This is a genomic window from Streptomyces celluloflavus, from assembly GCA_000720995.1.
Classification (GTDB): domain Bacteria; phylum Actinomycetota; class Actinomycetes; order Streptomycetales; family Streptomycetaceae; genus Streptomyces; species Streptomyces celluloflavus.
The window spans coordinates 162,802-175,525 of record JOEL01000008.1 but is presented as its reverse complement, the minus strand read 5'-3'; the positions used below and the strand labels follow the sequence as shown (position 1 = coordinate 175,525).

The following is a 12,724-nucleotide window of genomic DNA, read 5'->3' as shown; positions in this document are numbered from 1 at the left end:
CACCATGCCGTGGACACCATCCAGACATCCGATCATTCCGGCCGTTCGCGGTCGCGGAGCTTGGAGGGAACCATGGCACGCCGCACGGACCGGCCCCACAGACCCCGCCTCCTTCCGGGAACCCGCCGCACGCTCTGCGTGCTGGCGCTCACCGCCGCCGCGCTCCTGCCCGCCCAGGCGTCGCCGGCCGCCCCGATCCCGTCCGCCGGGAGCCGCCCCGGCCCCTGCGCCGACCGGATCCGGCCCGCCTCCCAGATGACGGTCGAGCCCTGCGACACCCCCGCCCGGATCATCGACAAGGCCGCCCACACCGTCCCCACCAAGGGCCAGCTCGCCTGGCAGCGCCGCGAGATCACCGCCTTCACGCACTTCGGCATGAACACCTTCACCAACCGTGAATGGGGCTCGGGCACCGAGGACGAGAAGCTCTTCGACGTGTCCGGCCCGGCCCGGCCCGACATCGACCAGTGGATGCGCGCCTACCGGGCGGCCGGCGCCCGGCAGGTGATGCTCACCGCCAAGCACCACGACGGGTTCGTGCTTTACCCGACCCGCTACAGCCCGCACTCGGTCGCGGCCTCCCCCGGCCGCCCCGATGTCGTCGGCGCGTACGTCAGGGCCGCCCGTAAGGCCGGGCTGAAGGTCGGCATCTACCTCTCGCCCTCCGACGGCGCCGAACTCCCGCACGCCTGGCACGCCCGGTGGGTCGAGGAGATCCGCGCGAAGCAGGCCGAGGGGAAGCCGCTGAGCCTGCCCGAGCGGGTCGCGCTGGAGGACGGCGACCGGGCGCCGCGTGGTCTGGGCCGCTTCGGCAACGGCAGCCCGGTCACCTCGCGCACCCTCCCCACCCTCGTCCCCGGCGACGACCGCGCCGCGGCCGTCCGCAGCGGCCGGCTGCCCGTCCTGCACGTCCGGGCGGACGACTACGACGCGTACTACCTCAACCAGGTCTACGAACTGTTCACCCAGTACGGCCCGATCGACGAACTGTGGCTGGACGGCGCGAACCCCTGGTCGGACTCCGGGATCACGCAGCGGTACGGCGTCGCGCAGTGGTTTCAGGTCATCCACCGGCTCTCCCCGGACACCGTCGTCTTCGCCGGGCCGCAGGGCGCGCGCTGGGTCGGCAACGAGAACGGCGTCGCGCGCGAGAGCGAGTGGAGCGTCACCCCCTCCGCCGCCGACCCCTGGACGGTGCAGGCCGGCGGTCTGCCCCATGACTCCACCGACCCCGACATCGGCTCCCGCGCCAGGCTGCTGGCGCCCACCACCAAGTACCTCCAGTGGTATCCGGCGGAGGCCGATGTCTCGCTGCGCCCCGGCTGGTTCCACCACCCGGCCGAACGGCCCAAGTCCCCGGCGCAGTTGCTGGCCCTGTACGAGAAGAGCGTGGGCCGCAACGCCGTGCTGCTGCTGAACGTCCCGCCCGCCCGGAACGGCCGGATCGACGCCGCGGACGTCGCCTCGCTCACCGCCTTCGGCGCCGCCGTGCACCGGATCTACGGTACGGACCTGCGCACCGCGGGCCCCGGGCCGTACACCTTCGACCGGCTCGGCCTCGCCGAGGACATCCGGTACGGGCAGCGGGTGGAGCGCTTCGCCGTGCGGGCGCGGAGCGGCGGGCGGTGGCGGACGATCGCGACGGGCACCACCATCGGGTACCGGCGGATCCTCGCGCTGCCCGCCCCGGTGACCGCCGAGGCCGTCCGGGTCGAGGTGCGCCAGGCCCGCGGACGGCCGCGGCTGCTGCCGGTGACGCTGCACGCGGCGGGGGGCTGAGCCGCCGGCGGACCGGTGCGCACCCCCGTACCGGGGTGGCCCGGCCCCTGCCGTACGGTTCGCGGCGCGGCGGCCCACCCCGCGTGCACGGACCGCCGGGGCGTCCGATACGTTGACCCCGTGAGCTACAAGGTCAAGAAGAATGCCCTGCGCGCCGGAACCATCACGGCCGGCACCGCGCTGATGCTGCTGATGTCGTCCCCCGCGTTTGCGCTCACCCGCGACGACGGTGACGACCCGGGTCCGGGCCTGAGCGTGCTGGAGACGCTCGGCCTCTATGTCGCTGCGCCGATCGTGCTCTTCCTGGTCATCGCCGGGCTGGTCATGCTGGGTGACAAGTCCCGCAAGCAGGCCAAGACCAAGGGCTGACACCAGACTCCGCGACGCCTTGAGGGCGCCCACCGGTTCCTCCGAACCGGTGGGCGCCCTTTTGTCGTCCCCGGACGTGTTTCCGCAGGTGGAAAAGGGGTTGCGGAGCGGCTATCGGGAGGTTTTGGGGTGATTTGTGGGGGTGGTGGGGTTTAACTGGGCACAACCTACGATGGCGTAACCTACGGGTCCGTAGGTCATCGTCGTCCCCAGGAGTTCCCGTGACCATCGCCCCCGCCCGCCACAACGGAGAGCGCGGCCAGACCGCATGGAGCGACGCGCAGCTGCTCTACGCGCTCGAAGAGGTCGTCGAGAAGGAACTCAACCGGCATCTGGGGGTCGCCAAGGAATGGATGCCCCACGAGTACGTGCCCTGGAGCGACGGGCGGAACTTCGACGGGGTGATGGGCGGCGAAGCCTGGGCCCCCGAGCAGTCCAAGGTCACCGACATCGGCCGGATCGCCCTGGTGGTCAACCTCCTCACCGAGGACAACCTCCCCAGCTACCACCACGAGATCGCCAGCCTCTTCGGCCGGGACGGCGCCTGGGGCACCTGGGTGCACCGCTGGACCGCGGAGGAGGGCCGGCACGGCATCGTGATGCGCGACTACCTGCTCACCAGCCGCGCCGTCGACCCGGTGGAGCTGGAGCGGTTCCGGATGGCCCATATGTCGGAAGGCTTCGAGTCCGACAACTCGCACAGCATGCTGCACTCCGTCGCCTACGTCGCCTTCCAGGAGCTGGCCACCCGGATCTCGCACCGCAACACCGGCCACCACTCCGGCGACCCGGTCTGCGACCGGATGCTGGCCCGGATCGCCACCGACGAGAACCTCCACATGGTCTTCTACCGCAACCTCCTCGGTGCGGCCTTCGAACTGGCGGCGGACCAGACCATGTGCGCGGTACGCGATGTGGTCACCGGCTTCCGGATGCCCGGCCACGGCATCCCCGGCTTCGAGCGGGCCGCCGCCCGGATGGCGATCGGCGGGATCTACAACCTGCGCATCCACCACGACGACGTGCTCCAGCCCGTACTGCGCTACCTGAAGGTGCTGGACATCGGCGGCCTCGGCCCGGCCGGTCTGGCGGCACAGGAGGAACTGGGACTGTTCATGGGCGGACTGGACGGCCAGGCGCGGAAGTTCGACGAGCGCCGGGCCACCCTCCTCGCCCGCCGCGCGGCCCGCGCGTAGCGGTCCACGAGCGGACGGCCGGGCCGCCCCCGGCGCTGCGTACGCTGCCCGCATGGCCGACTGGGACATCAGGAAGCTGCGCATCCTGCGCACGCTGCACGAGCTGGGCACGGTCACCGCGACCGCCGAGGCGCTGCATCTGACGCCCTCGGCGGTCTCGCAGCAGCTGACCGGGCTCGCCAAGGCGCTCGGGGTCACGCTCCTGGAGGCGCACGGGCGGCGGGTGCGGCTGACCGGCGCCGCCCATCTGGTGCTGCGGCACGCCGAGGAGGTCTTCGCCCAGCTGGAGCGGGCGGACGCCGAACTCCTCGGCCATCTCCGGGGCGAGGCCGGCCAGGTGCGGGTCGGCGCGTTCTCCACCGCCATCCCCGCACTGGTCGTCCCCGCCGTCCGGGAACTGCGCCGTACGCACCCGGGACTGGCGGTGACCGTCCGGGAGACGGAGGCGGCGGCCGCGTACGAACTGCTGGCGGCGGGCGGCGTCGAGCTGGCGCTCTCGCTCGCCGCGCACGCACCGGCCCCCCGCGACCCGAAGTTCAGCCGGTTCCCGCTGCTCGCCGACCCGCTGGACGTGGCGCTGCCGGCCGGCCATCCGCTGGCCGCCGAACCGGCCCTGCGGCTGGCCGATCTGGCGGGCGAACCCTGGATCTTCGGCAGCAGCGGCCCTTGGTCGCAGATCACCGTCGCCGCGTGCGAGAGCGCCGGTTTCGTACCGGAGCAGGCGCACGCCGCCGCCGGCTGGAGCGCGATCCTGGCGATGGTGGCGGCGGGGATGGGCGTCGCGCTGGTGCCCCGGATGGCACTGGCCGGCGGCCACGGCACCCCGGACGGCGCCGGGATCGCGCTGCGGGTGCTCCACGCCGACCAGCCGCGCCGGTATGTGGTGGCCGCCGTCCGGCGCGGCGGGGAAGGGGCGCCGGGACCGGCCCGGGTGCTGGCCGCGCTCCACCGGGCGGCCGCCGCCCAGGCGCGCGGCCGGACCGCCGCCGGGCCGCCCCGGGAGACGCCCGGCACCGTTCAGTCCCCCTGAACACATCCCGCAGGAACTTTCGATGGACCGCCGCGGGGCCCGCTGCGACGGTGGACGGGTCCGCAGCACCGGCCGACCCACGAAGGGCAGCGATGACCACCACCCCGGACGATGCCGGCTCCGCAGATCCACACCGCGACATACCCGCCGATCCGCACGCCAACGACGCCGCCCCGTACGGTGGCGGAGATCCCTACGCCGACTACCGCGGCGGGGACTTCCCCTTCACCTCGCTCGTCGATCTCGCCGACCGCCGCCTCGGCGCCGGAGTGATCGCCGCCAACGACGAGTTCTTCGCCGAGCGCGAGAATCTGCTGACGCCCGGCCCCGCGGCCTTCGATCCCGAGCGCTTCGGCCACAAGGGCAAGATCATGGACGGCTGGGAGACCCGGCGCCGCCGCGGTGCCGACGGCGACAGTCCCTTCCCCGCCGACGGTGACCACGACTGGGCGCTGATCCGGCTCGCCGCCCCCGGTGTGATCCGCGGCGTCCTCGTCGACACCGCCCACTTCCGCGGCAACTACCCCCAGCAGATCACCGTCGAGGCCACCGCCGTCGCCGGCACCCCCGGCCCCGAGCGGCTGCTCGCCGACGACGTGACGTGGACGGAGCTGGTCCCGCGCACCCCCGTCCGGGGCCACGCCGCCAACGGCTTCCCGGTCGCCGCCGAGCGCCGCTTCACCCATCTGCGCCTCAAGCAGCACCCCGACGGCGGCATCGCCCGGCTGCGGGTGCACGGCGAGGTCGTCCCCGATCCCGCGTGGCTGGACGCGCTCGGCACCCTCGACCTGGCGTCCGTACTGCACGGCGGCCGGGTCGAGGACGCCTCCGACCGCTTCTACTCCTCGCCCGCCCAGCTGATCCGGCCTGATCTCTCGCGCAAGATGGACGACGGCTGGGAGAACCGCCGCCGCCGGGTCCGGGGCACCCACGACTGGGTGCGGCTGCGTCTCGCCGCGCAGGGTGAGATCCGCGCCGTCGAGCTCGACACCGCCTACCTCAAGGGCAACTCCGCGGGCTGGGCCGCCCTCCACGGCTGCGACGCGACGGCCGGCGACCCGGCGGACGACGCCGCCTGGACCGAGATCCTGCCGCGTACCGCGCTCCAGCCCGACACCCCGCACCGCTTCGTCCTGCCCGCGGCCGTCACCGCCACCCACCTGCGGCTGGACGTCTTCCCCGACGGCGGGCTGGCCCGCCTGCGGGTGCACGGCAGCCTCACCGCCGCCGGCCGCACCGCGCTCGGCCGCCGCTTCGACGCCCTCACCGGCTGAGCCGCCGCCCGACCGGGTGCCAGGGCCGGGCCGCGCCGGGTGCCGGCACGGGGGAGCGGCGCCCGCCGGGGCGCGGAAGGGGGCGGCCCGGGACCGACCGGCCCGGGGTGCCCCTGTCATCTGCTGTGTGTTGGCTCGGCGCGGTGTCCGCCGCCGGCCGCACCGCGCTCGGCCGCCGCTTCGACGCCCTCACCGGCTGAGCCGCCGCCCCGAGGGGCGCCCCGGCCGGGCCGCGCCCCGCCATGGGGGAGCGCCCGCCGGACAGCAGAAGGGGCGCCCGGGACCGATCGGCCCCGGGCGCCCCTGTCATCCGCTGTGCGTCAGCCCGCCGCGGCGTCCGCCGCCCGCGCCTTCAGGGCGCGCTCGACGCCCGCCCGCGACTCGGTGACCAGCCGGCGCAGCGCCGCACTCGGCTCGGCCGCGGCCAGCCAGGCGTCCGTCGCGTCCAGGGTCTCCTGCGAGACCTGGAGGGCCGGGTAGAGACCGACCGCGACCTGCTGCGCCATCTCGTGGCTGCGGGCGTCCCAGACGGCCTTGACCGCGTCGAAGTACTTCGCGGTGTACGGCGCCAGCAGCTCCCGCTGGTCGGACTGGACGAAGCCGCCGATGACCGCCTCCTGCACCGAGTTGGGCAGCTCGTCCGACTCCACGACGGCGGCCCAGGTCTCGGCCTTCGCCTCGGCCGTCGGCCGCGCCGCGCGCGCCGTCGCCGCGTGCCGCTCGCCGGCCGCGGTCCTGTCCCGCGCCAGCTCGGCCGCGATGGCCGCCTCGTCGGCCCGGCCGGTGGCGGCCAGCCGCTGCACCAGCGACCAGCGCAGCTCGGTGTCCACGGCCAGCCCGTCCAGCACCTCCGTACCGTCCAGCAGGCCCTGCAGCAGGTCCAATTGGGCGTCGGTACGGGCCGTGGCGGCGAACGCGCGGGCCCAGGCCAGCTGGTGGTCGCTGCCCGGCCGCGCGGCCCGCAGGTGCTCCAGCGCCGCGTCCGTCCACGTCGCCAGACCGCTCTCGCGCCGGTCCGGGGCCGCGTACAGGTCCAGCGCCAGCTTCACCTGGCGGTGCAGCGACTGGACGACGCCGATGTCCGTCTCCTTGCCGATACCGGAGAGCACCAGCGCCAGGTAGTCACGGGTGGCGAGCTCGCCGTCCCGTGTCATGTCCCAGGCCGAGGCCCACGACAGGGCGCGCGGCAGCGACTCGGTGAAGTCGCCCAGGTGCGCGGTGACGGTCTTCAGCGACTCCTCGTCCAGCCGGACCTTCGCGTACGACAGGTCGTCGTCGTTGAGCAGGATCACGGCCGGGCGCGGGGCGCCCTTCGGGAACGGCACCTCGGTCAGCTCGCCGTCCACGTCCAGCTCGATCCGGCTGGTGCGGACGAGCTTGCCGTCCTGGAGGTCGTAGCAGCCGATCGCGATGCGGTGCGGGCGCAGCACCGGCTCGCCCTGCGCACCGGCCGGCAGCGCGGGCGCCTCCTGGCGCACCGCGAACGAGGTGATCACACCGTCCGCGTCCACCTCGATCTCCGGGCGCAGGATGTTGATCCCGGCGGTCCGGAGCCACTTCTCCGCCCAGGTCTTCAGGTCCCGGCCGCTGGTCTCCTCCAGCGCGCCCAGCAGATCGCTCAGCCGGGTGTTGCCGTAGGCGTGCGCCTTGAAGTACGCCTGCACGCCCTTGAAGAACTCGTCCATGCCGACGTACGCGACCAGCTGCTTGAGCACCGAGGCGCCCTTGGCGTACGTGATGCCGTCGAAGTTGACCAGGACGTCGTCCAGATCGCGGATCTCGGCCATGATCGGGTGCGTCGAGGGCAGCTGGTCCTGGCGGTAGGCCCAGGTCTTCATGGAGTTCGCGAACGTCGTCCAGGAGTGCGGCCACTTGCTGCCCGGCGCGTACGCCTGGCAGGCGATCGAGGTGTAGGTGGCGAACGACTCGTTCAGCCACAGGTCGTTCCACCACTCCATGGTGACCAGGTCGCCGAACCACATGTGCGCCAGCTCGTGCAGGATCGTCTCCGCGCGCACCTCGTACGCCGCGTCCGTCACCTTCGAGCGGAACACGTACTGGTCGCGGATGGTCACCGCACCGGCGTTCTCCATCGCGCCCGCGTTGAACTCGGGCACGAAGAGCTGGTCGTACTTCCCGAACGGGTAGGCGTAGTCGAACTTCTCCTCGAACCAGTCGAAGCCCTGTCGGGTGACGGCGAAGATCTCGTCCGCGTCCAGGTGCTCGGCGAGCGAGGGACGGCAGTAGATCCCCAGCGGCACCGACCGCCCGTCCGGACCCTCCCAGCTGCTGTGCACGCTGTGGTACGGGCCCACGATCAGCGCCGTGATGTACGTCGAGATGCGCGGCGTGGGCTCGAAGCGCCAGACGTTGCCGGCCGGTTCCGGGGTCGGCGAGTTGGAGATCACCGTCCAGCCCTCGGGCGCCGTCACGGTGAATTGGAACGTCGCCTTGAGGTCCGGCTGCTCGAAGCTGGCGAACACCCGGCGGGCGTCCGGCACCTCGAACTGCGTGTAGAGATAAGCCTGTTCGTCGACCGGATCGACGAAACGGTGCAGGCCCTCACCGGTGTTCGTGTACGCGCAGTCCGCGACGACCGTCAGCTCGTTGCGGCCGGCCCGCAGGTCCGCCAGCGCGATCCGTGAGTCCTGGAACACCTCGGCCGCATCCAGCGCCCGGCCGTTGAGCACGACCTCGTGCACGGCCGGCGCGACCAGGTCGATGAACGAGTCCGCACCCGCCTCGGCGGCATCGAACCGCACCGTCGTCACCGACCGGTACGTCCCGCCCTCCTGGGCACCGGACAGGTCGAGATCGATCTCGTACGCGTCCACACTCAACAGCCGCGCCCGCCGCTGCGCCTCGTCGCGGGTCAGATTCGTGCCAGGCACCCGTTCACTCCTTCTTCGCATCCTTGACCGTCTCTTCCGGCCATCCTTCCACGCCGCCCGCGGCGGGGCCGGTGGGTATCCCGGTGCGGGCGGCCCGCACCGGGATCGCGGACGGCGCGGACGCCGGGCCGCACCGCCCGGCCACCGCGAATGCCCCGTCCGAATCCCGCCAGCACCGGGCGGGGGGAGCGCCGATGCTCGGGGGCATGACCAGATATTCACCCCGTTCCATCGGGGCCGAGGCACACCGGGAACTCAGTGAGAGGGATGACGCCGGACGGCAGACGGAGCCGTTCACCGCGCGCGAGGACGGGGTGCCGGTGTCCTGTATCGGCAGTCCGCTGCGCTGCTGCCTGCGAGCCATCCGGGCCGGTGAGCGGATCGCGCTCGTCTCCTACGCGCCGCTGCGCCGCTGGGCCGCCGCGACCGGGGCCGCGCCGGGGGCGTACGACGAGCAGGGTCCGGTGTTCATCCACGCGGAGGAGTGCGGCGGGCCGGACGCCCCGGCGCCGGGATATCCGTTCGCACGGGAGGGCGCGCTGCGCACCCTGCGCCGCTACAACGCCGACGGCCAGATCGCCGGCGGCCGGCTCTTCGAGATCCCCGAGGACGCCGAGGCCGGTTTCGACCGGGCCTTCGACGAGGCGTTCGCCGACCCGGAGGTGGCCCTGGTGCACGTACGGGCCGTGGAGTACGGCTGCTTCCAGTTCGAGGTGCGCCGCGGGGACGTCTTCGAGGTGCGCCGCGGGGACGTCGGGGACGGAGCGCGGGAGAGGGCCTGAGCGGGGGCCGGGTGCCGGGACGGCGGCGGGCGCCCGGCCCGGACATGACGGTGGGGGCCGTACGCACCGTACGGCCCCCGCCCCATCCGTCGTACGGATCAGCCACGCAGCTCCGCGGCGACCAGCTCCGCGATCTGGACGGCGTTCAGCGCCGCGCCCTTGCGGAGGTTGTCGTTGGAGACGAACAGCGCCAGGCCGTTGTCGACGGTCTCGTCCGCGCGGATGCGGCCGACGAAGGAGGCGTCCTGGCCGGCGGCCTGGAGCGGCGTCGGGACCTCGGAGAGCGCGACACCGGGGGCGCCGCCCAGCAGCTCCTGGGCGCGCGCCACGCTGATCGGGCGGGCGAAGCGCGCGTTGATCTGGAGCGAGTGACCGGTGAAGACCGGCACCCGCACACAGGTGCCCGACACCTTCAGCTCCGGGATCTCCAGGATCTTGCGGCTCTCGTTGCGGAGCTTCTGCTCCTCGTCGGTCTCGTGCAGACCGTCGTCGACGATCGAGCCCGCCATCGGCAGCACGTTGAAGGCGATCGGGCGGACGTAGGTGTCCGGCGCCGGGAACTCCACCGCCGCACCGTCGTGCGTCAGCTTCGTGGCGTCCTGCTCGACGGCCTTGCGGGCCTGCCCGTCCAGCTCCGCCACCCCGGCGAGACCGCTGCCGGACACCGCCTGGTAGGTGGCGACGACCAGCGAGAGCAGCCCGGCCTCGTCGTGCAGCGGGCGCAGCACCGGCATCGCGGCCATGGTCGTGCAGTTCGGGTTGGCGATGATGCCCTTGGGCCGCTCGGTGATGGCCTGCGGGTTGACCTCGGAGACGACGAGCGGGACCTCGGGGTCGCGGCGCCAGGCGGAGGAGTTGTCGATCACGACGGGACCGGCGGCGGCGACCTTGGGCGCCAGCGCCTTGGACGTCGCGCCGCCCGCGGAGAAGAGCACGATGTCCAGGGCGGAGTAGTCGGCGGTGGCCGCGTCCTCGACGGTGATCTCGGTGTCCTGCCAGGGCAGCGTGCGTCCGGCGGACCGGGCCGAAGCGAACAGGCGCAGCTGCTCGACCGGGAAATTCCGCTCGGCGAGAATGCTCCGCATCACGGTGCCGACCTGGCCGGTGGCTCCGACGATTCCGATCCTCATGGGGCTCCTTCTTCCTCACCTGATATCGGTGTCTGCTGGGAACACCTGCTCAGTAGCGACCCCATCATGTGTGTGCACCCCGTCGCCTTGTCCAATCCGTTCCGCTCCGTGGCGCCGGACCCGCCGCCGGCCGGTCGGCGGCGGCTACCGTCGTCCCGTACACCGGGACGGCGGGGGACGGGGCGGACATGACGGCGGACGGGGACGGTCCGGAGGCGGGTACGCCGTACCACGCAGGGGAGCGGGCCGTGCAGCGGCGGGCGGGGGAGACGGCGCGCGCCGCGCACATCGGGCGCACCATCGCCGCCGGCCTCGGCGATATCGCGGCCGCCTTCCTCGGACTGCAGCCGATGCTGGTGATCGCCGCGGCGGACGGCGACGGGCGGCTGTGGAGCTCGCTGCTGACCGGCCCGCCCGGGTTCCTGCGCGCGACCGGCCCGCACACCCTGTCCGTCGCTGCCCGGCCGGCCGGGGACGATCCGCTCGCCGCGTTCCTCGCCGCCGGGCCCGCGCCGCTGGGCACCCTCGCGCTGGACCCGCGCACCCGGCGCCGGCTGCGGCTCAACGGCACGGCCCGCGCCACCGCGCGCGGCCTGGCGATCGACACCGGCCAGGTCTTCGCCAACTGCCCCAAACACCTCCAGCAGCGGACCCTGCGGGCGGTGGCACCGGCCGCGGAGGGCGGTGACCGGACGGTCCGCGGCGCCGCGCTGACCGACGCCCAGCGGCGTACGGTCGAGGCCGCCGACACCTTCTTCCTCGCCACCGCCGACCCGGCCGGCGCCGCCGACGCCGGGCACCGCGGCGGCCGGCCCGGCTTCGTCCGCGCCACCTCGCCGACCCGGCTGAGCTGGCCCGACTACCCGGGCAACGCGATGTTCGCCACGCTGGGGAATCTGGCCCTGCGCCCGGATGCCGGGCTGCTCTTCGTCGACTGGACCACCGGTGATCTGCTGCGGCTCGGCGGCCGGGCACGGGTGGACTGGTCCGCCGGGCGCGCCGCGCTCTTCCCGGGCGCGCGCCGCGTCGTCGACTTCGACGTCGAGACGGTGCTGGCGACCCGCGGTGGCAGTCCGCTGCGGTGGTCCGAGCCGGTGCCCTCGCCCGCGAACCCGCCGGTCCCGCCGGACCGCTGAGCGACTGCCGCGGACGGCGCTTCCCCCGGGCCGCCGCCCGCCTACCGCGGCAGCACCACCACATACGCGCCCGGCTCCCGCTCCAGCGCCGCCGTCAGCGCCGCGCGGACCGTCTCCGCCTGCCGCTGCGGCGCCTCGCGCAGGGTGCGCGGCGGGCACCGTACGAGCGTGATGCCCAGCCGCTCCAGATGCGCGCGCTTGCCGTCGAACGGCGTGTGGGGCGGCTCCTCCTCCGGGTGCGGCGCCCGGCTGTCGATCTCCAGGGCCACCGAGTGCCCCGGCCAGAAGGCGTCCACACCGCCCAGCTGCGGCCCGCCCGGCAGCCGCAGCTCGACGTTCCAGAGCGGTTCGGGCAGCCCGTGCGCCCGCACCATCGCGTACAGCCGCTGCTCGTCCAGCGCCCGGCCCGCGGCCAGCAGGGTGTCCACCGCGTCCGCCACCGGCGGCCGGGTCAGCAGCCGCGCCCGGCCCAGCTCCCGTACCAGCGCGGCCGCCTCGCAGTGGCCGTCGCGTACCGCCTCGGTCAGCAGCCGGCGCACCACCGAGGCGTCGGCGAGCCCGCCGACGGCGTCCGCGAGCGCTCGTGCGACCGGTGCGGCCGGCACTCCGGTGACCTCCTGGGGTTCGGGCAGCTCCTGGGCCCGGACGATCCCCGCGAATCCGGCCGGGCGCAGCCGCCGGGTGGGCCCGACCAGTACCTCGATCCGGTCCAGGGCGAGCAGCGGGGGAGCGGCGGTGAAGCCGTACAGGGCGAGTGCCGCGAGACCGGTGATCATCGCCGTCGGCGCGGCGGGTGCCTGGCCGCCCTGCGGGGGCACCGCCGGTCCGCGGTGGGCGGCGTACCGCAGGGCGGCGTGCAGCCGTTCCTCGCTGGTGGGCGGCCCCGGGTGCAGCAGATAGACGCCCGGCAGAACCTGCTGCCAGCCGCCGCCCGGCCGGCACCGCTCGGCGGTCTCCGCCGCCGGGACGCCGCGCTCACGCAGCTGACGCGCGGTCAGTACCCGGTGCCGGACGTCGGAGAGGTGGCGGAGGGGGCGCGGCGAGAGCGGGGTGTCGTGGTTCATGCCACGGCCATTCCCGCCCCCGCGCCGCCCCCTAACCGCTGTTACCGACCCGTGCCACAAACAGGACAACACC

11 protein-coding genes are annotated in these 12,724 nt (G+C 74.0%); 7 read left to right on the top strand and 4 right to left on the bottom strand.

Annotated features, from left to right (window positions below):
- The first annotated feature begins 72 nt into the window (after positions 1-72).
- From IH09_RS10085 to alc, 5 genes are all read left to right on the top strand, one after another.
- Positions 73-1,779 carry an alpha-L-fucosidase gene (locus IH09_RS10085; RefSeq protein WP_110952186.1) on the top strand — a complete coding sequence of 569 codons (1,707 nt, stop codon included), beginning with the start codon at positions 73-75 and terminating at the stop codon, positions 1,777-1,779.
- Positions 1,780-1,899: 120 nt separating this feature from the next.
- Positions 1,900-2,148 (top strand): hypothetical protein, encoded by a 249-nt coding sequence (locus IH09_RS10080; protein ID WP_052855779.1) that lies wholly within the window; start codon positions 1,900-1,902, stop codon positions 2,146-2,148.
- A 221-nt stretch (positions 2,149-2,369) separates the two neighbouring features.
- Positions 2,370-3,344 (top strand): acyl-ACP desaturase, encoded by a 975-nt coding sequence (locus IH09_RS10075; RefSeq protein ID WP_052855778.1) that lies wholly within the window; start codon positions 2,370-2,372, stop codon positions 3,342-3,344.
- Positions 3,345-3,396: 52 nt separating this feature from the next.
- Positions 3,397-4,374: a LysR family transcriptional regulator gene (locus IH09_RS10070; protein WP_052855777.1), complete on the top strand. Its 978-nt coding sequence runs from the start codon at positions 3,397-3,399 to the stop codon at positions 4,372-4,374.
- A 92-nt stretch (positions 4,375-4,466) separates the two neighbouring features.
- Complete coding sequence (alc, locus tag IH09_RS10065; protein WP_052855776.1) at positions 4,467-5,648, top strand: allantoicase; 1,182 nt, start codon at positions 4,467-4,469, stop codon at positions 5,646-5,648.
- Between the two features lie 320 nt (positions 5,649-5,968).
- On the opposite strand, the gene pepN is transcribed toward alc, so the two are convergent.
- Together pepN and IH09_RS38910 are read right to left on the bottom strand one after the other, a co-directional pair.
- Positions 5,969-8,539 (bottom strand): aminopeptidase N, encoded by a 2,571-nt coding sequence (gene pepN, locus IH09_RS10060; RefSeq protein ID WP_052855775.1) that lies wholly within the window; start codon positions 8,537-8,539, stop codon positions 5,969-5,971.
- A 4-nt stretch (positions 8,540-8,543) separates the two neighbouring features.
- A complete protein-coding gene (locus IH09_RS38910) occupies positions 8,544-8,747 on the bottom strand; it encodes a hypothetical protein (protein WP_143682252.1) in 204 nt (67 codons plus the stop codon).
- On the opposite strand from IH09_RS38910, the gene IH09_RS10055 reads away from it, so the two are divergent.
- On the top strand, positions 8,746-9,321 hold the full coding sequence (locus tag IH09_RS10055; protein ID WP_052855813.1) for a DUF1203 domain-containing protein: 576 nt from the start codon (positions 8,746-8,748) through the stop codon (positions 9,319-9,321). The two genes, IH09_RS38910 and IH09_RS10055, sit on opposite strands and share 2 nt — an antisense overlap.
- Positions 9,322-9,419: 98 nt before the next feature.
- Here the strand turns inward: IH09_RS10055 and IH09_RS10050 are convergent, their stop codons facing one another.
- Positions 9,420-10,451, bottom strand: coding sequence for an aspartate-semialdehyde dehydrogenase (locus tag IH09_RS10050; protein WP_052855774.1), 1,032 nt, complete (start codon positions 10,449-10,451; stop codon positions 9,420-9,422).
- A 188-nt stretch (positions 10,452-10,639) separates the two neighbouring features.
- On the opposite strand from IH09_RS10050, the gene IH09_RS10045 reads away from it, so the two are divergent.
- Positions 10,640-11,587: a pyridoxamine 5'-phosphate oxidase family protein gene (locus IH09_RS10045; RefSeq protein ID WP_052855773.1), complete on the top strand. Its 948-nt coding sequence runs from the start codon at positions 10,640-10,642 to the stop codon at positions 11,585-11,587.
- Between the two features lie 41 nt (positions 11,588-11,628).
- Here IH09_RS10045 and IH09_RS10040 read toward each other — a convergent pair whose 3' ends face one another.
- Positions 11,629-12,651, bottom strand: coding sequence for a hypothetical protein (locus IH09_RS10040; protein ID WP_052855772.1), 1,023 nt, complete (start codon positions 12,649-12,651; stop codon positions 11,629-11,631).
- Positions 12,652-12,724: the final 73 nt, after the last annotated feature.